At 45.9% G+C, this 17,739-nt stretch carries 15 protein-coding genes; 12 read left to right on the plus strand and 3 right to left on the minus strand.

The window, feature by feature from the left end:
* Positions 1 to 11 precede the first annotated feature (11 nt).
* On the minus strand, positions 12 to 710 hold the full coding sequence (locus R8N46_RS16385) for an ABC transporter permease (RefSeq protein WP_213972494.1): 699 nt from the start codon (positions 708 to 710) through the stop codon (positions 12 to 14).
* Between the two features lie 6 nt (positions 711 to 716).
* A complete protein-coding gene (locus R8N46_RS16390; RefSeq protein WP_005389522.1) occupies positions 717 to 1,535 on the minus strand; it encodes a substrate-binding domain-containing protein in 819 nt (272 codons plus the stop codon).
* Positions 1,536 to 1,869: 334 nt separating this feature from the next.
* Between R8N46_RS16390 and R8N46_RS16395 the strand changes: the two genes are divergently transcribed.
* The 3 genes from R8N46_RS16395 (at position 1,870) to R8N46_RS16405 (ending at position 7,159) form a co-directional block, all read left to right on the plus strand.
* Entirely contained in the window at positions 1,870 to 3,321 is a 1,452-nt protein-coding gene (locus R8N46_RS16395) for a sigma-54-dependent transcriptional regulator (protein WP_017820677.1), read from the plus strand.
* Positions 3,311 to 5,350: a cache domain-containing protein gene (locus R8N46_RS16400; protein WP_318098479.1), complete on the plus strand. Its 2,040-nt coding sequence runs from the start codon at positions 3,311 to 3,313 to the stop codon at positions 5,348 to 5,350. The genes R8N46_RS16395 and R8N46_RS16400 overlap by 11 nt, the downstream gene beginning before the upstream one ends.
* Before the next feature lie 216 nt (positions 5,351 to 5,566).
* The gene (locus R8N46_RS16405) at positions 5,567 to 7,159 is read left to right on the plus strand and encodes an ABC-F family ATPase (RefSeq protein WP_025766654.1); all 1,593 of its coding nucleotides are present in this window, start codon (positions 5,567 to 5,569) and stop codon (positions 7,157 to 7,159) included.
* A 240-nt stretch (positions 7,160 to 7,399) separates the two neighbouring features.
* Here the strand turns inward: R8N46_RS16405 and R8N46_RS16410 are convergent, their stop codons facing one another.
* A complete protein-coding gene (locus tag R8N46_RS16410; protein ID WP_017820681.1) occupies positions 7,400 to 8,224 on the minus strand; it encodes a formate dehydrogenase accessory sulfurtransferase FdhD in 825 nt (274 codons plus the stop codon).
* Positions 8,225 to 8,547: 323 nt separating this feature from the next.
* On the opposite strand from R8N46_RS16410, the gene R8N46_RS16415 reads away from it, so the two are divergent.
* The 9 genes from R8N46_RS16415 (at position 8,548) to R8N46_RS16455 (ending at position 17,464) form a co-directional block, all read left to right on the plus strand.
* Positions 8,548 to 9,012 (plus strand): DUF3305 domain-containing protein, encoded by a 465-nt coding sequence (locus R8N46_RS16415; protein ID WP_005377550.1) that lies wholly within the window; start codon positions 8,548 to 8,550, stop codon positions 9,010 to 9,012.
* Positions 9,002 to 9,631: a DUF3306 domain-containing protein gene (locus R8N46_RS16420; protein ID WP_005389513.1), complete on the plus strand. Its 630-nt coding sequence runs from the start codon at positions 9,002 to 9,004 to the stop codon at positions 9,629 to 9,631. The genes R8N46_RS16415 and R8N46_RS16420 overlap by 11 nt, the downstream gene beginning before the upstream one ends.
* Positions 9,632 to 9,939: 308 nt before the next feature.
* Positions 9,940 to 11,601, plus strand: coding sequence for a 4Fe-4S dicluster domain-containing protein (locus R8N46_RS16425; RefSeq protein ID WP_213972496.1), 1,662 nt, complete (start codon positions 9,940 to 9,942; stop codon positions 11,599 to 11,601).
* Positions 11,602 to 11,610: 9 nt separating this feature from the next.
* Positions 11,611 to 12,237, plus strand: coding sequence for a molecular chaperone (locus tag R8N46_RS16430; RefSeq protein ID WP_017820684.1), 627 nt, complete (start codon positions 11,611 to 11,613; stop codon positions 12,235 to 12,237).
* 73 nt (positions 12,238 to 12,310) lie between these two features.
* Positions 12,311 to 12,511, plus strand: coding sequence for a twin-arginine translocation signal domain-containing protein (locus tag R8N46_RS16435; protein ID WP_005377542.1), 201 nt, complete (start codon positions 12,311 to 12,313; stop codon positions 12,509 to 12,511).
* Positions 12,512 to 12,521: 10 nt separating this feature from the next.
* Positions 12,522 to 15,377: a formate dehydrogenase subunit alpha gene (locus tag R8N46_RS16440; RefSeq protein ID WP_005377539.1), complete on the plus strand. Its 2,856-nt coding sequence runs from the start codon at positions 12,522 to 12,524 to the stop codon at positions 15,375 to 15,377.
* 11 nt (positions 15,378 to 15,388) lie between these two features.
* Entirely contained in the window at positions 15,389 to 15,997 is a 609-nt protein-coding gene (gene fdh3B, locus R8N46_RS16445) for a formate dehydrogenase FDH3 subunit beta (protein ID WP_005377536.1), read from the plus strand.
* A gap of 14 nt (positions 15,998 to 16,011) precedes the next feature.
* Positions 16,012 to 17,064 (plus strand): formate dehydrogenase subunit gamma, encoded by a 1,053-nt coding sequence (locus R8N46_RS16450; protein ID WP_115385978.1) that lies wholly within the window; start codon positions 16,012 to 16,014, stop codon positions 17,062 to 17,064.
* On the plus strand, positions 17,048 to 17,464 hold the full coding sequence (locus tag R8N46_RS16455) for a membrane protein (protein ID WP_005377532.1): 417 nt from the start codon (positions 17,048 to 17,050) through the stop codon (positions 17,462 to 17,464). Before R8N46_RS16450 ends, R8N46_RS16455 begins: the two co-directional genes overlap by 17 nt.
* The last annotated feature ends 275 nt before the right edge of the window (positions 17,465 to 17,739 follow it).

A 17,739-nucleotide genomic window follows, 5' to 3' on the forward strand; every position in this document is an offset into this window, starting at 1 on the left:
TGCTTCATGTTCTATGTTCTGAGGTAGCCTTTGCCTCTCATACTTGATAAGAAGAAGTTTAGAGCCAACGCTAAAGATAGTAATACAATTCCTAATGCAACTCCTTGCGCAAAAGCACCTTTACTGCTTTCCATTGCGATAGCCGTGGGAATATTTCGCGTCACGCCCATAATGTTCCCACCAACCATCATTGAGCAGCCCACCTCGGTCACGATACGTGAAAACCCTGCAATGATAGCCGCAAGTAGAGGAAAGCGGGTTTCCCAAATCATCGTAGCTGCCAAGCGCGGAATGGAGACGCCCAGCGTGATGGCAGTTTCCACTGCACGACGGTCGCTAGATTGTAATGCACCATGCATCATCGATACCAAAACAGGGAAGCAGATCGCCATTTGGCCGAAGATCATTGCCTTCTGAGTGAACAGCATTTGCCAGTCTCCCCAAGGGCCAGCACGCGACAGCAACATGTACAGCAACAGGCCAATCACCACGGTAGGGACCGCTTGCAGCGTATTTACGATCGACAACAAAAACCATTTACCGCGAAAGTCGGTATACGCCAGTACAAAGGACATCAACATAGCCGGCAATACCACTAGGGATATTGCCGTGATAGAAACACTAAAGGAGACCGCAACGATCTCCCATAGGTCAGCATCAAAATTCACCAGTAAGCGAAGCGCTTCCAGTGTTGTATCAGCAAGATTCATATTGCGTTATTTGCTCTCAGCATTCGCAACAAACAGTTGTTTACCGTTTAGGCGGAAACCATTGATAAGTTCCTGTCCGCGAGGGTTTACCAACCAATCACTGAATGCCTTCGCACCTTGATAGTTGATCGTTGGGTAACGCTCAGGGTTAACAAGAATAACTTGGTACGGGTTAAACAGTTTTTCATCGCCTTGGAACAGAATTTCTAGATCCAATTTGTTTTGGTAAGCCAGCCATGTGCCGCGGTCCGTCATGGTGTAGCCTTGCATTTCAGACGCCATGTTTAGAGTTGGGCCCATACCTTGACCTACGCTACGGTAGCCACCAAAGTTCGGTTCGATTTTAGTTTGAGCCCAGAAGCCCATTTCTTTTTTGTGCGTACCAGAATCATCGCCGCGAGAGATGAACGTTGCGTTTTTGTTTGCGATCTCTTTGAATACATCTAACACGCCTTCGTCATTTTTGATTGTTGCTGGGTCAGCTTTCGGGCCTACAATCACAAAGTCGTTGTACATTAGCTTGCGAGGTAAAACGCCGTAGCCTTTCTCAACAAATGCGCCTTCAGCTTTTGGTGCATGTGTCATCACCAAATCTACGTCACCGTTTTCGCCCATTTTTAAGGCTTTACCCGTACCTGCAGCAATAACATCGACTTTGTAGCCCGTGTCTTTTTCAAATTGTGGAAGCAGGTAATCAAGTAAACCTGAATGGTAAGTACTGGTTGTGGTTGCAAGGCGAACATGTTCTCCGTCTTGAGCAGAAAACGCAGAGTAACTTACAAGCGTGATAGACGTTGCAGCCAGAGTTAGCGCAATTTTTTTCATTTTTATGTGTTCCTTTCCAATGATTCTTTGGAATCTCTCCAGGTTTTAGGGAGAAGCCTTTTTGGACGAGAGCGATTAGCGTAATACGCAAGTTGTCTTAGGGTGTTGGAATAAGCAAACATCAACATCCTGAGATCACTTAAATGCGCTCCGTATCCACCTTATAGCAAACAAGATGCCAACCTTTTACAAGCTTAAAGTGCTTGGTTTATGCACTAAATCATGGGGTTATTTGCATAAAAGTTTGCGTTGGTACAAAATGTCGCACTTTTTGTAGGGTATCTCTGTTTAAACTTGGTACACTCTGTCCCATCGAAATCCATCTGGGGTAAATATGTCTACTCAATCCCATCTTAGTACAAACCAACAATATAGCGCCTTTTCCGTACTGGTCGTCGATGATGAATTAGGCATGCAAGCCATCTTGAAAAAGGCATTGGGTAAGCTTTTTTCACATGTCGATACAGCTGGTAGCATCGAAGAAGCAGAACAACTGCGTAATTCTCGACATTATGATCTGATCTTGCTGGATATTAATCTGCCAGGGCGTTCTGGAATTGAGTGGGAAGAAGCGTTTGAAGATGATGACAAACGTGCCGATGTGATTTTTATGACGGGTTATGCGGATTTAGAAATTGCCATTCGAGCGCTACAGCTCGGTGCTTCCGACTTTATCCTCAAACCATTCAACCTTGAGCAGATGTTAAAAGCGGTCAGTCGCTGTATGGATCGCCGTTTGAACGAACGCATGCAGTACGCCATGACACGCGATTACCAACGTCACAATACCTCAGAGATCATCGGCGGCTCAGAAAAAACGCGTCTGCTTAAGCAACTTATTAACCAATTTGCACCATCACGTGCTTCTGTTTTGGTGGAAGGTGAGTCGGGTACGGGTAAAGAGCTAGTTGCACGAGGTATCCACCAGGCGAGTGGGCGAACGGGCCCGTTTGTGCCAATCAACTGCGGTGCGATTGCACCAGAGCTTTTAGAAAGTGAGTTATTTGGTCATACATCGGGCGCGTTTACCGGTGCAAAAAAATCGCGTGAAGGTTTGTTCCGTGTTGCGAACGGTGGCACCTTATTTCTTGACGAAATCGGGGAGATGCCACTTGCAATGCAGGCATCATTATTACGTGTGTTAGAGCAGCGTACGATTCGCCCTGTCGGTTCAGAAAGAGAGATCAGTATTGATGTCCGTATCGTAGCGGCAACCAACCGAAACCTGCAAGAAGAGGTCAATCAAGGTAATTTCCGCAGTGACCTCTATTACCGTTTAAACGTTCTGAAAATTGAAGTGTGTCCGCTGCGAGAGCGCAAAACCGACTTATTTGAGTTGGTGCCATTTTTCAGCAACATGCTGACGCGCGAGCTCGGTATGCCTGCGCCCAAATGGGCGCACGAGGACATGGAAGCCATGAGTGAGTACGATTGGCCGGGAAACATTCGTGAGCTGAAAAACTTGATTGAGCGTTGTATCTTGCTTGGCAAACCACCTGCACACTATTGGCGAGAGCTGAATGGCGGGCATTCACTGCCTAATGTATCGATTACTGTTTCTCACTCTGCTGAGTTACCAACCTTTAGAGAAGGCAAAGAATTTACTGGCGAAGGCTATCCAAACAGCTGGACGTTAAAAGAAGTCGAGAAAGCACATATTAAACAAGTCGTTAACTTGCATGAAGGCAATAAGTCTGCTGCTGCTCGTGATTTGGGCGTAGCTCGCAAGACCTTAGAACGTAAATACAAAGAATGGGATTCTGAGGATGAGGAATATGCCGACTAACGGCCCACAGTACAAAGGATTGTCAAAATGGACGCACCGTTTTAAAACCATGGTGCGTTATCGCTTGTTATTCTTAACCTCTGCGCCGATTTTCCTCACATTGTTAGCTCTGATCGGCATTACCATTTATTGGTCTATTCATTACACGTGGCAAAATGCGCTGCTTGATGTCTCGGAGCGTCTTGGTGTTGCAAATAACAGCGTAACGTTGTTACAGCAAAAGCAAGCCAATTACGTGCGGGCGTTTGCCGATTCGTACGATTTCCGTATTCGCATTAATCAAGGAACGCCACAAGGTGACCTGCAAAAGTGGGTCACAGAGCAGAAGAAAAGATATGCTTTAGATTTTCTCTCTTTCCAACGCGTTAATTCCATGGAAAACAAATTCCGCTTTATGGATCTCACCAAGCGCGAATCGTTTTTTGATGTACTCAATAAAGAAGAACTCGAACGCCTCGATCCTGAACTCGCCAAACGAGCTGAAGTGCCTATTCTTGCTGATGGTGACAGGGAAGTGCGTGGGTTAGTCAGTCGAACCGTGATTCCGGTATACAGCCAAGCGAACGATTTGATCGGCTTTCTTGATGGTGGTTTGCTCCTTAACAACAGCACAGTGCTGGTGGATCAAATCCGCGATCTCATTTACTTAAGTGATAATGACCGCCTTCGCCCTGTGGGTACGTTGACGGTATTTCTCGATGATTTGCGTGTGAGCACCAACGTTCCTCTAGACAGCGATCATAGACTAGGGCGCGCCATAGGCACTCGCGTGAGCGCAGAAGTGTATAACCAAGTACTTTCGAAGGGTGAACAGTGGGTTGACCTAGCATATGTGTATGACGCTTGGTATATTACGGCGTATCAACCGATCAAAGACCAATACGACAACGTCATTGGTATGCTTTATACCGGTTACCTAATGTGGCCATTCGTTAAAGCCTACATGACCAACATTGCCGAAATCAGCTTGATTACGGTTATGTTATTGCTGGTTTCTGGCGTGATGGTATATCGCGGTTCTTATGATCTGTTTCGACCGATCGAACGCATTCACAAAGTGGTGAAGCAGGTCCAACAAGGTAAAGAAAAACGGATTGGCCCGTTAGGATTAGATGCCGATCATGAACTTGCGCAGTTAGCCAGACAGTTTGATGATATGTTAGACGCGCTAGAAGAGCGCAAAATTGAACTGAAAAACTCCGCAGCTCAACTTGAATGCAAAGTTCAAGAGCGTACGGCAAGCCTGAGAGAAAAAACCCAAGATCTTGAACTGCATATTCAATTGCTCAACCAAACCCGCGACAAACTCGTTGTTCATGAAAAACTGGCAGCACTGGGAGAACTCACCGCGGGGATTGCTCACGAAATTAATAACCCAACCGCCGTGATTCTTGGCAACGTAGAATTGATCCATTTTGAATTGGGTGACGATGCAAGTCGAGTACAAGAAGAAATTGATGCGATTCACGCGCAAATTGATCGTATCCGCAATATCACACGCAGTTTATTGCAATACAGTCGCCAAGGCGGTGTTCAAGATGAAATCACTTGGCAACATGTCAATCCTATCATTGATGAAAGCATCACCTTGGTTAAAACTGGCACCAAGAAACGCGACGTCGAGTTTGTGACTGATCTACAAGCACATACGTCAGTTGAGATAAACCGCCATCATTTGCTACAAATCTTAGTTAACCTGCAAATGAACGCCATTCACGCAATGAGCGGTAAAGGAACATTAACAGTAGTCAGTGAAGACTGGATTGAAGAGGGCGAAGTGAAAGGAGCCGCGATTCATGTTATCGATGAGGGCTGCGGTATTAAACCAGAAAACTTGAGTCGAATCTTCTCGCCATTTTACACAACGAAACGAGAAGGCACAGGGTTAGGGCTATCGGTCTCCCAAAGTATTCTCAGCCAAACGGGTGGTGAGTTAAAAGCAGAGTCTGAATGGGGAAAAGGCAGTAAATTCAGTATTTATTTACCTAAAAAAGCCGAACTGATCCTAGAGGTGACGAACATCGCTTAGTCACTTTTTTGAAGTATTAATGGAAAAAGAGCCACTGACGATAGTGGCTCTTTTTTGTATTTGATGAAGCATTTATGTTTACGCTTTTGCTTCTTAGAAACCTTACAATGATTTCACTTGGAGTGAATTAATAAAAACAACACTTGCAGTATGTAGCATGAACAAGTACCGTTGCCCGGTTTTTCTAAATACACCCCAATTGCTAAGGTAAAGGTTTTGATCTCCACAGCGAATATTACTCAACAATTCGGCGCTAAGCCGCTATTCGAAAACATTTCAGTTAAGTTCGGCGAAGGCAATCGCTATGGCTTAATTGGAGCTAACGGTTGTGGTAAATCAACCTTTATGAAGATCCTCAGCGGCGAGCTTGAGCAAACCAGTGGTAACGTAAGCTACGATCCAAACGAGCGCGTTGCAAAACTGAACCAGGACCAGTTCGCTTACGAAGAATTTACTGTAATCGATACCGTTATCATGGGTCATAAAGAGCTATGGGAAGTGAAGAAAGAGCGTGACCGCATCTACTCACTTGCTGAAATGAGCGAAGAAGACGGCATGAAAGTGGCTGACTTAGAAGTTCAGTTTGCTGAAATGGACGGCTACATGGCAGAAGCCAAAGCGGGCGAGCTTCTTCTTGCTGTAGGTATCCCAATGGAGCAACACTTCGGTCTAATGAGTGAAGTAGCACCAGGCTGGAAACTTCGTGTGCTTCTAGCGCAGGTTCTATTCGCAGACCCAGATGTGATGCTTCTTGACGAACCTACCAACAACTTGGACATGGACACAATCCGTTGGTTGGAAGACACGCTAAACGCGCGTAACTGCACAATGATCATCATTTCGCACGACCGTCACTTCCTAAACTCAGTATGTACACACATGGCTGACTTGGACTACGGTGAACTACGTGTTTACCCAGGTAACTACGACGAGTACATGACGGCGGCTTCTCAAGCTCGCGAACGTCTACTAAACGACAACGCTAAGAAGAAAGCACAAATCGCTGAGCTACAAACTTTCGTTGCGCGTTTCTCTGCAAACGCATCGAAAGCAAAACAAGCGACATCTCGTGCGAAGCAAATCGACAAGATCAAATTGGACGAAGTGAAAGCGTCTAGTCGTCAAAACCCATTCATTCGTTTTGAACAGTCTAAAGAGCTGTTCCGTAACGCTCTGATTGTAGAAAACCTGAGCCAAGGTTTTGAAGAGGACTTGTTCTCAGACTTCAATGCAATTTTTGAAGTGGGAGAGCGCGTTGCGATCATCGGTGAAAATGGTGTGGGTAAAACAACACTTCTAAACACGCTTGCTGGTGTACTTGAACCGCGTGCTGGTGAGTTCAAATGGTCTGAAAATGCAAACATCGGTTACTACGCGCAAGACCACGCGCATGACTTTGCAGAAGATATGAATCTAACGGATTGGATGGGTCAATGGCGTCAAGAAGGTGATGACGAGCAAGTCGTTCGTGGTTTCCTTGGTCGTATGCTGTTTGGTCAAGATGACATTAAGAAGTCAGTAAAAGTACTGTCTGGTGGTGAGCAAGGTCGTATGCTGCTTGGTAAGCTAATGATGCACAAGCCAAACATGCTGCTAATGGACGAACCAACCAACCACATGGACATGGAATCAATTGAATCTTTGAACACCGCGCTTGAGCAATACAAAGGCACGTTGTTCTTCGTCTCTCACGACCGTGTATTCGTAGACTCGTTAGCAACGCGTATTATCGAAATCCGCGATGGTAAAATCACAGACTTTAAAGGCACTTACTCTGAGTTCCTAAAATCTCGTGGCGTTGACGCGTAATTACTCGCAAAGCGTTTAAAAAGCAAAAGCCTCGCTATTTAGCGAGGCTTTTTTGATATTTGGCCTTAATCCTTAAACTGACCGGTTATATACGCATAGAGCCCGACCACGCCAAAGGTAATAATCATAGAAAGCATGATACCGCTGGGCGTAAGCAGAAAATTCCACAATTGGTCATTATTCATAGTCCACATCCTCTGTGAATCCGCATTATTGGTTTTAGTTTACACTGAAAAGGTGTTATTGGTTGCCTTTTACATCAAATTCAACCTTGTCGGCTCCTGTAAACACTTGGAAGCGCAAACCTTTCGCACGCGCAATGGTCGTAATACCAAATTGCTTCGCTAGATCTAACCCCATTTGAGTAACGCCAGAGCGAGAAAGCAGAACAGGAATGCCCATTTGAGCCACTTTAATCACCATCTCTGATGTAAGGCGACCAGTTGTGTAGAAAATTTTATCTTCACCTGTTTCTTCTTTGAGCCACATCTCACCTGCAAGTGTATCCACTGCGTTGTGACGGCCGACATCTTCCACAAATGACAACACTTCATTACCTTTGCAAACCGCACAGCCGTGTACTGCGCCCGCTTTTTTGTAGGTGTCGTTGTAATGAGTTAACGCTTCCAGCGCAGAATAAATCTCTGACTGCTTAAGAGGAACTTGAGGCACTTGATAATTTTCAAGCTGCTTCATCACGTTGCCATACATAGTGCCTTGGCCACAACCTGAGGTGACGGTTTTCTTTTTCAGGGCGCCTTCTAAGTGTTCAGTGTTTTCTTTAGTAATCACCGCTGCGGAATGCGTTTCCCAGTCAATAATAACGGATTCAATCGCGGCTGGATCGGACAGGAAGCTTTGGTTTTTTAAATAACCCAGTACTAGTGCTTCTGGACGCGAACCTAGCGTCATGAGCGTGACCACTTCTTTCCAGTTCAGCATGACCGTAAGAGGACGCTCGCAAGCGATTTGCTTCGTGAGCTTTTCGCCGTACTCGTCGTACACATCGACTTCAATGGTTTGCAGGGGATTTTCACTGGTTTTAATAATATTTGGTTTCAGCACAGTCGTGTCCTAGTGATTAAGAGCGTTAGGTTGCTACGCATTTTAGCTTTTTAAGTGGCTAGCAAATCTCATTCCAAAATAGCGGTTCCCACAGAAATTGCGAGGTTTTATGTCAACAATGCATTAAAACTGCGAGTTCGCAGTAATGACACATCAATACATTTGAGTTTCGTCTAGTTTGGTACTTATAGCCTGAGGGAGTATATAGACTAAGTTATATCAGCTTGGCGCGTTTATTGCTTCGAAGACAATAAAAATGGTCGAAAACGGGGGCAAAATCTCTTGTGTGTTTTCAGGCCAAAAATAGAAAGACTGGGTGAGTTATGTCGGATAAGAAAGATTTCGAAAAAAATTACGAAAAGACTGAGGATACATGGCCAATCGGCGTAGAGCTTGTTGAGCATGAGATCAGTACAGGGATTTGGGTGACAACCCAATGGCAGTTGACAGGATTTGCGCTGAATCCGACGGAAGAGACTCCAGATGTTTGTCCGTTGCAATTACATAAAGATGAACGTACAGACTACCGCTTTAACTTAAGCTCTCAGCAACCTAAACTCTTTTTAGTGATGGATAACGTCGAGTCTGGTGAAAAACCAGCGATACAGTTACTGACGGCTTCACAATCTGTTGCGGCGCAATATATGGATGGTGATAACCTTGTACTATCTAACGATATGCCGTTAGCCGTTCAGGCTTGGATGGAAGCCTTTATTGGTCGTCACGGTGAGTTGTTAGAAGTAAGACGCAAGAAACGCAAAGGAGCAGGCAGAGCAAATGGCAACTAGTTTTTTAAGCCGTTGGTCGAAACGTAAACTAGAAGAATCTTCCCAACATGATGAAGAGATTACGCCGATAGCAGAGACGGAGCAATCCGAAGATAATGTCACAGCGCTTTCAAACGCTGACGAAAGCTCAGATGCTTTGAACATCGATGAGGATAGTCAGGCTCCAGACATTACCGCGAGTGTAGAGACTGAAAAAACCGAAGAAATGTCTGTGGCGCAACTGCTGGTTTCTGAAGCTTCAGAAAGCGTTAAGAAAGCCGCGCTGCGCAAAATGTTCTTGTCCGAAGAATTTAACGTGCGTGACGGCCTAGATGATTACGATGATGATTACAGTAACTTAAAGTCACTTTCTCAAGACGTCGCTGAGACGCTGCGTGATTGGGTTAAAGACAAAGTGGAAGACGAACCAGACGCTGAAACTGCGCAAGGGTCTGAGCTTAATGTTAACGATATCGCATCTGAGGTAGTTGAAGACGCAGAGTCAAACACCGACAAAAATGCCCAAATTACTCAAGATGAAAATGAACTGTATATAAATACAGTGCTTGGCGAAAGTGATACTTTTGCTGAAGAATCACCGCCTAACGAGGTGAGACAAAATATACCACACAAAGAATAGGTACATTTTGACTAAACACTCAATGAGCCGGCTGAGACAAAATGTCTCAACCGGTTTTTTTATCCCTACTATTTGTCAGTAAAATTGATAACCTATTGATTTTTAGTTGATATTTTATTGGCATGACACTTGCTATCTGTTGCTCAATACCAATCTGGTTGAAGTTAGTACGGACGCACTGCGTAGTATTCATCGCCTATAGATGGCGGAATAAGAATGCTCATTGATAAGTTAATCAGCAGAATCTCCGGCGCTAACTACACTAAGAGATGGAAAAGACTATCCATGTTCATAAATGGAATTGAGCAATGCTGAAACAATTATTAGAACAAGCAACTTCCAATAACGGTAAAGCGAGGCTGTACGCTTTCGAAAATACCGTAGAGTTGACCAATCTTATTCCACCAACCGTAAGCTATGAAAGCGGCGGTAATACTTTGATTGTGGGCCCAACAGCAATCATCGAAAGTGCGGCAGCGCAATTGTCGCAAATGAACAGCCTAACGCTGCTTTCTACCGATGGCGAAAAGGGCACAAATCCCGAGCTTTATTACGCCAATTCGGTTCAGGTTTCAGGGTTCTTAGGTACGTTTGAAGTTCTGATTGAAAATCATGGTTCGACCAACAATCTTGCCAAGGTCGCGATCAATAGCGATTGTTTCGATATCGTACTCGATCTTTGCCTTAACAGCTGCATGTCGGAAGAAGTCCCAGTACCGGGCTACTACCCAGTAGGTCGTGGCTATCCGAAACTGGCTGAAGCGTTGGAAGAGATTCCAACCTTAATGGGGACGTTCGATAAACCGAAATTCTTCCGTTTAGATACCGATTTATGTGCACACAGCTCTCGTGGCGTAAAAGGTTGCGAACGGTGTGTGGATGCTTGTCCGGCAGGGGCACTATCGAGTGAAGGCAGCGACAAAACGGGCCATCGCATCGAGATCAACCCATACCTATGTCAAGGCGTGGGTACTTGTGCTACAGCGTGTCCGACAGAAGCGATTCATTACGCACTGCCAAACCCTGAAGATACGCAAAAGTTTATTGAACGTACGCTCGCCAACTATGAGCAAGCGGGTGGTTTAGATCCTATCGTATTGATTTGCAGTTCTCGCCACGAGAGCTACAACGTGATGGCACTAAAAGCACTGCCAGATAATGTGATTCCAATTGTGGTGGAAGAACTGCCTTCGGTTGGTATTGATACTTGGTTCGCCGCGCTTGTGAATGGTGCTACTCAGGTGCTGTTTGCGGCTTCACGTTTTATGCCTCAAACCATTATTCGTGTGCTTAATAGCGAAGTAGGTATTGCTCAAGAGCTGCTCGGTCAGCTTGGTATCGCCAAAGAAACCATCGACATTCTGTATCTAGAGTCACTACGTGAAGGTGCTCCGACACTTTGTACAGAGTCTTTTGATTTGGCATTAGGTGATTTGCAAGGTAACAAACGTCAGCGTCTATTTACGGCGCTTGATGCGATGTCGTCTTCTCGTATTCCAGTTGAGAATATTGTTGAACTGCCAGCAAACGCACCTTACGGCACTGTTTCTTGTGAGAGCAAAGATTGTACGTTGTGTATGAGCTGTGTGGCGGTGTGTCCAACACGTGCATTGCATACGGACGGTCGATCTCCGTCACTTAAATTCGTCGAGCAAGACTGCATTCAATGTGGGCTGTGCGAGAAAGCGTGTCCAGAGAAAGTGCTGACGCTTACTCCTCGTATGAACTGGGTGAAAGAAGAACGCCAGAAAGCGGTTGTGATTCATGAAGAAAAGGCAGCCGAGTGCATTCGTTGTCACAAGCCTTTTGCTCCGCAATCGATGATCGACATGCTACAAAACAAGTTACGCGGTCACTCTCACTTCTCTGATGAAGCGGCGATCAATCGTATCGCGATGTGTGAAGACTGCCGTGTGATCGACATGTTTGAGTCGATGGCAGAAGACCCAATGAAACAACTGAAATACTAGGAGCTCGCAGTGGACACACAACAAGAACAAACACTGAGAACAGACATTTATCTCGTTCTATCTGCACTTTTTCGTAGTGCGCCTAGTGATGAAATGCTGGCGTTCCTGAAATCGCTAGAAATTGAACCGTCTGAGAGCGCGATGCAAAAAGCTTGGCTCGCACTGCAACAAGCCGCGAACGAAGCGCAGCGAGAAGCGTTAGAAGAAGAATATCAAGATCTGTTTATTGGCATTGGACGTGGTGAAGTTGTGCCATTCGGATCTTGGCATCGCACTGGCTCGATGATGGAAAAACCGTTAGCGGAAATTCGTCGCGATTTGGATCTTTTAGGCATCGAACGAGAAGAGAACGTGAAAGAGCCTGAAGACCATATTTCTGCACTGTGCGAAGTGATGGCAATGCTGACAGGTGAAGAGGAAGAACTTCAACAAGCGGTGTTTAACAAACACATTGCTCCTTGGTTCCAATCTTTTACGCGCCAACTAGAGAGCGCCGAAAGCGTGAACTTCTACAAGCCAGCTGCACAGCTTTGCGATGCATTTTTAACGTTAGAGCAAGTCCGCTTTAGCGTGAACACCAAAAGCAGTAAGAACAAATTAAAAATTGATGTGAAAAACGTCACTGATTACGAGTAATCGAGCAGTACTTGGTCATATCGATAGAGAGGCATGAGTCTCCAAAGATCTACCGTAAGGTAAGGAAGCAATGATGAAAGATAATAAAGAAATAAACACAAGCCGTAGGGATCTCCTAAAAGGCTTCACAACCGCTGCCGTTGCCGGTGCTGTTGTTGCGGGAACCACGAAAGTGGCCGTTGCTTCAGAAACGGTTGAGCCTTCTGAAAACGACGTGAAGAAGAAAGGGTATCGTGAAACTCAACACATTCGCGATTACTACGACACACTTTAGGAGATAACGGATGAAACTTGTCAAACGCTCCGACAGTGTGAGCAAAGAAACGAACCAGCTTGGCGTATCTCGTCGTGCATTCATGAAAAACACTTCGCTTGCCGCTGGTGGCGCAGTGGTTGGTGCTAGTCTATTCGCACCGGGAATGATGAAAAAAGCGCAAGCAAAATCAGTCGATCCAGAAGCGAAAACAGAAGTAAAACGTACTATCTGTTCTCACTGTTCAGTGGGTTGTGGTATTTACGCAGAAGTTCAAAATGGTGTTTGGACGGGTCAAGAGCCTGCATTCGACCACCCATTTAACGCCGGTGGTCACTGTGCAAAAGGTGCAGCACTGCGTGAACATGGCCACGGTGAGCGCCGTCTTAAATACCCAATGAAGCTTGAAAACGGTAAGTGGAAAAAGCTTTCTTGGGATCAAGCGATCGAAGAAATCGGTAACAAGGTGATGGACATCCGTAAAGAGTCCGGCCCTGATTCGGTTTACTTCTTGGGAAGCGCAAAGCACAGCAACGAACAAGCGTATTTGTTCCGAAAAATGGCATCACTTTGGGGTACGAACAACGTTGACCACCAAGCGCGTATTTGTCACTCAACAACCGTGGCGGGTGTAGCGAATACTTGGGGTTACGGTGCGATGACCAACTCTTTCAATGACATGCACAACTGTAAGTCGATGCTATTCATTGGTTCAAACCCAGCTGAAGCACACCCAGTAGCGATGCAGCACATTCTGATCGCAAAAGAGAAGAACAACTGTAAGATCGTCGTAGCGGATCCTCGTCGTACACGTACGGCAGCAAAATCGGATCACTATGTCTCACTTCGTCCTGGTTCTGACGTAGCATTCATTTGGGGTGTGTTGTGGCACATCTTCGAAAACCAATGGGAAGATAAAGAGTTCATCCGTCAACGTGTATTCGGTATGGATGAGATCCGTGCTGAAGTGGCGAAATGGACGCCAGCAGAAGTTGAGCGCGTAACAGGCGTAAGCGAAGAAGACGTTTACCAAACAGCAAAACTGCTTTCTGAAAATCGCCCGGGCTGTATTGTTTGGTGTATGGGTGGTACTCAGCATACTACTGGTAACAACAACACACGTGCTTACTGTGTGCTTGAGCTAGCGCTTGGAAACATTGGTAAATCAGGCGGCGGTGCAAACATCTTCCGTGGTCACGATAACGTACAAGGCGCAACCGACCTTGGCGTGCTCTCTGACACGCTACCGGGCTACTACGGCCTTTCTGAAGGCGCTTGGCGTCATTGGTCAAAAGTGTGGGAAATCGATTACGAATGGATCAAAGGTCGTTTCGATGACAACGCTTATAGCGGTCAGAAACCAATGCACAGTGCAGGTATTCCTGTATCTCGTTGGGTTGATGGTGTACTGGAAAACAAAGACAACATTCGTCAACGCGAAAACATCCGTGCAATGTTCTACTGGGGACACGCAGTGAACTCTCAAACACGTGGTGTTGAGATGAAAAAAGCGATGCAGAAGTTGGACATGATGGTGATTGTGGACCCATACCCAACGGTTGCTGCGGTAATGAACGACCGTACCGACGGCGTTTACCTGCTTCCTGCAACAACACAGTTTGAAACACACGGCAGCGTTACCGCATCTAACCGCTCTCTACAATGGCGTGATCAGGTGATTGAACCTTTGTTTGAATCAAAACCAGACCACGAAATCATGTACCTGCTTTCGAAGAAACTGGGCTATTCCGATCTTCTGTTCAAAAACATCCGTGTTGAAAACAACCAGCCGGTGATTGAAGACCTAACGCGTGAATTCAACAAAGGCATGTGGACGATTGGTTACACAGGCCAAAGCCCAGAGCGTTTGAAAGCGCACCAACAAAACTGGCATACGTTCCACAAAACCACATTGGAAGCGGAAGGTGGCCCTGTCAACGGTGAAACCTATGGTCTACCTTGGCCATGCTGGGGCACACCAGAAATGAAACACCCAGGTACACACATTCTGTACGATACGTCTAAGACGGTTGCAGAAGGTGGCGGTAACTTCCGTACGCGCTTTGGTGTGGAATTTGAAGGCAAGAGCCTTCTTGCAGAAGACAGTTATTCGAAAGGCTGTGAAATCAAAGACGGTTACCCAGAGTTCACTGACAAGTTGTTGAAACAACTTGGTTGGTGGGACGACTTAACTGCTGAAGAGAAAGTGGCAGCAGAGGGTAAAAACTGGAAGACTGACCTTTCTGGCGGTATTCAGCGTGTCGCGATCAAGCACGGTTGTATTCCATTTGGTAACGCGAAAGCGCGTGCGATTGTTTGGACGTTCCCAGACCGTGTGCCACTGCATCGTGAACCACTTTACACACCACGTCGTGACCTTGTAACGGATTACCCAACTTGGGAAGACAAAGATGCAATCTTCCGTGTTCCTACGTTGTATAAATCCATTCAAGAGCAAGACAAATCGGGCGAGTACCCAATCGTTCTGACTTCTGGCCGTCTGGTTGAATACGAAGGTGGTGGTGAAGAGACGCGTTCAAACCCTTGGCTTGCCGAGCTTCAACAAGAAATGTTTGTTGAAGTGAACCCGAAAGACGCGAACGATCTTGGCTTTAGAGATGGTGATGATGTTTGGGTTGAAGGTGCAGAGAAAGGACGAATCAAGGTGAAAGCGATGGTAACACGTCGTGTGAAACCTGGTTTGGCGTTCATTCCGTTCCACTTTGGCGGTAAGTTCGAAGGTGAAGACCTACGCCCTAAATACCCAGAAGGTACACAACCTTACGTTGTTGGCGAATCGGCTAACACGGCAACCACTTACGGTTACGACCCGGTTACCTTGATGCAGGAAACCAAAGTAACCCTATGTAACATTCGTAAAGCGTAAGGAGTCTGACAATGGCACGAATGAAATTTCTATGTGACACCAAGCGCTGTATCGAGTGTAACGGCTGTGTTACTGCATGTAAGAACGAAAACGACGATGCGCTTGAATGGGGCATTCAACGTCGTCGCGTGGTAACACTAAACGACGGTGAAGCTGGTGAAAACTCTATCTCTGTTGCTTGTATGCACTGTACCGATGCACCTTGTATGGCAGTTTGTCCAGCAGACTGTTTCGAACATACCGAAGACGGCATCGTTCTTCACAATAAAGATCTGTGTATCGGTTGTGGTTACTGTTTGTTTGCTTGTCCGTTTGGCGCACCTCAATTTCCTAAACAAGAAGCGTTTGGTGAACGTGGCAAAATGGATAAATGTACTTTCTGCGCGGGCGGCCCAGAAACAGAGCCTGGCTCTGAGGAAGAACGTCAAAAATACGGTGCGAACCGTATCGCAGAAGGCAAGTTACCGATGTGTGCATCGCTTTGTTCAACCAAAGCGCTGCTTGCGGGTGACGCAGAGAAAGTCTCTGACATTTTCCGTCAACGTGTGGTAGAACGCGGCGCGAAAAACGCAGGTTGGACAGACGGAAACGATCTTTCTTACGATGCGACGAAAAGCTAAGTAAGGAGAGGCACATGTTAAACACGCTTAAACGTGCATCTCTAGCAATGCTGTCAATGATGACGGCATTGCTGCTGACTTTCGCAATGCCTGCTTCAGGAGAGGAACAATCTTCTAAAGTTATTCAACAGGAGATCACGCAACTCGCCGGGGCAGACTATTGGCGCGAAGTCAGAGAGGGGCAAGAAGGCTACACCACGTCCCAATCGCCAGAACATGGCGTATTGATCAGTAAACCTGGTGAGACTTGGTACATTCTAAAAGAGAAATGGATGTCTCCTGCTGGTGCTGTCGCGATTTTCGGCAGTATCGCGATGGTTATCATGGCTTACGTATTCGTTGGTCCTTTGATGCTTAGCAAGCCGCGTACTGGTAAAAAGATGAAGCGTTGGTCTCGTTTAGACCGCGCGCTTCACTGGAGTATGGCGTTTACATTCTTAACGCTGGCATTCAGTGGTTTGATGCTGGTTTACGGTAAGCACTTCTTAAAACCGTACGTTCCTACTGAGTTCTGGGGCTTTATCGTCATGTTGGCGAAGCAGTACCACAATTACATGGGACCATTGTTCTTCATTTTACTGATGCTCGTGCTCTTTAAATGGTGGCGCAAGTCGATTCCAAACATGACAGATGTTCGTTGGTTTATGAAAATGGGCGGCATGGTTGGTAAACACAAAGGCACACATCCGTCAGCTGGTTTCTCAAACGGTGGTGAGAAGGCAATCTATTGGTTGTTAATCTTCTTTGGTGCTATCGCGGCAGTGAGTGGCTTAGTTCTGGACTTTCCTATCTTTGGCCAAACTCGCCGCGACATGGAGCTTTCTAACTTAATTCATGCGATTTCGGCGCTGATTCTAATCTGTGGCTTTATCTTCCACATCTATATTGGTCTATTCGGTATGGAAGGTGCGCTAGAAGGCATGGTGACAGGTGAAGTTGATGAAACATGGGCGAAAGAGCATCACGATCTTTGGTATGAGGAAGTGAAGTCCAAAGAAGCGATGGGTGAAACAGATACGGCACAAACGGAAGTAAAAGGAGCGAAAGCGAATGAACAAACCTCATAACGGGATTTGGGTTGCGTACATCCTGAGCTGTCTGACCCCGTTTACGTTTCTGATCTCAGGCGTTATCGCAATTATCTATGCGGGTTACCGATTAGATAAGGGAGAAGACAGCGACGTAGTGATTTCTCATTACTACGGTTTAATTCGCACCTTCTTTCTCTACCTGACGTTTTTTGTTGTGTTGATCGTCACCGTCGCGACTTCTAACGGTGTACTCGTTGGCGTGAGTGATTATTGGTTGCATAGTACTTTGCTTGAAACCATCGCTTACTTTATTCCTTGGGTAGGGATGGTGTTTGCTGCATTAGCCATCTTGGTGTGGTTTATGCGAATGTTTCAAGGGATGCAGCAACTGCTCAATAACCAACCACACAGACCATCGACAGGTCCAAACCTTTAATCAGTATTCTTTAAGAAAAACCGCCGTAATAGGCGGTTTTTTTGTTGCTGTTTTGTCTCAAATATGAAGCGTTGAGTCGCAGTGGTGATACTTGATGCAACTTATTGAGTGAATTTACGTAACTGGGCAGAAAATCATAGTTAAGTAAGAAACATGTAAAAAAATCGCGTCACGATGAGACATTAGTCTCACTCACGCTATTGTTCATTTACTCAGGATTCATCGTCCCGTTAAAGTACGCTGCGCTCAGAAATTCAAAGAGTTGCATACGTGAA

This window comes from Vibrio sp. 1874 (genome assembly GCF_033344395.1).
GTDB classification, from domain to species: domain Bacteria; phylum Pseudomonadota; class Gammaproteobacteria; order Enterobacterales; family Vibrionaceae; genus Vibrio; species Vibrio alginolyticus.

What these genes read in the sequence shown, in the direction of transcription:
- R8N46_RS16415 (WP_005377550.1), top strand. Translation starts at nt 8,548, where the DNA reads ATGTCGGATAAGAAAGATTTCGAAAAAAATTACGAAAAGACTGAGGAT.
- R8N46_RS16440 (WP_005377539.1), top strand. Translation starts at nt 12,522, where the DNA reads ATGAAACTTGTCAAACGCTCCGACAGTGTGAGCAAAGAAACGAACCAG.
- R8N46_RS16395 (WP_017820677.1), top strand. Translation starts at nt 1,870, where the DNA reads ATGTCTACTCAATCCCATCTTAGTACAAACCAACAATATAGCGCCTTT.
- R8N46_RS16385 (WP_213972494.1), bottom strand. Translation starts at nt 710, where the DNA reads ATGAATCTTGCTGATACAACACTGGAAGCGCTTCGCTTACTGGTGAAT.
- R8N46_RS16435 (WP_005377542.1), top strand. Translation starts at nt 12,311, where the DNA reads ATGAAAGATAATAAAGAAATAAACACAAGCCGTAGGGATCTCCTAAAA.
- R8N46_RS16425 (WP_213972496.1), top strand. Translation starts at nt 9,940, where the DNA reads ATGCTGAAACAATTATTAGAACAAGCAACTTCCAATAACGGTAAAGCG.
- R8N46_RS16455 (WP_005377532.1), top strand. Translation starts at nt 17,048, where the DNA reads ATGAACAAACCTCATAACGGGATTTGGGTTGCGTACATCCTGAGCTGT.
- R8N46_RS16390 (WP_005389522.1), bottom strand. Translation starts at nt 1,535, where the DNA reads ATGAAAAAAATTGCGCTAACTCTGGCTGCAACGTCTATCACGCTTGTA.
- R8N46_RS16450 (WP_115385978.1), top strand. Translation starts at nt 16,012, where the DNA reads ATGTTAAACACGCTTAAACGTGCATCTCTAGCAATGCTGTCAATGATG.
- R8N46_RS16420 (WP_005389513.1), top strand. Translation starts at nt 9,002, where the DNA reads ATGGCAACTAGTTTTTTAAGCCGTTGGTCGAAACGTAAACTAGAAGAA.
- R8N46_RS16400 (WP_318098479.1), top strand. Translation starts at nt 3,311, where the DNA reads ATGCCGACTAACGGCCCACAGTACAAAGGATTGTCAAAATGGACGCAC.
- fdh3B (WP_005377536.1), top strand. Translation starts at nt 15,389, where the DNA reads ATGGCACGAATGAAATTTCTATGTGACACCAAGCGCTGTATCGAGTGT.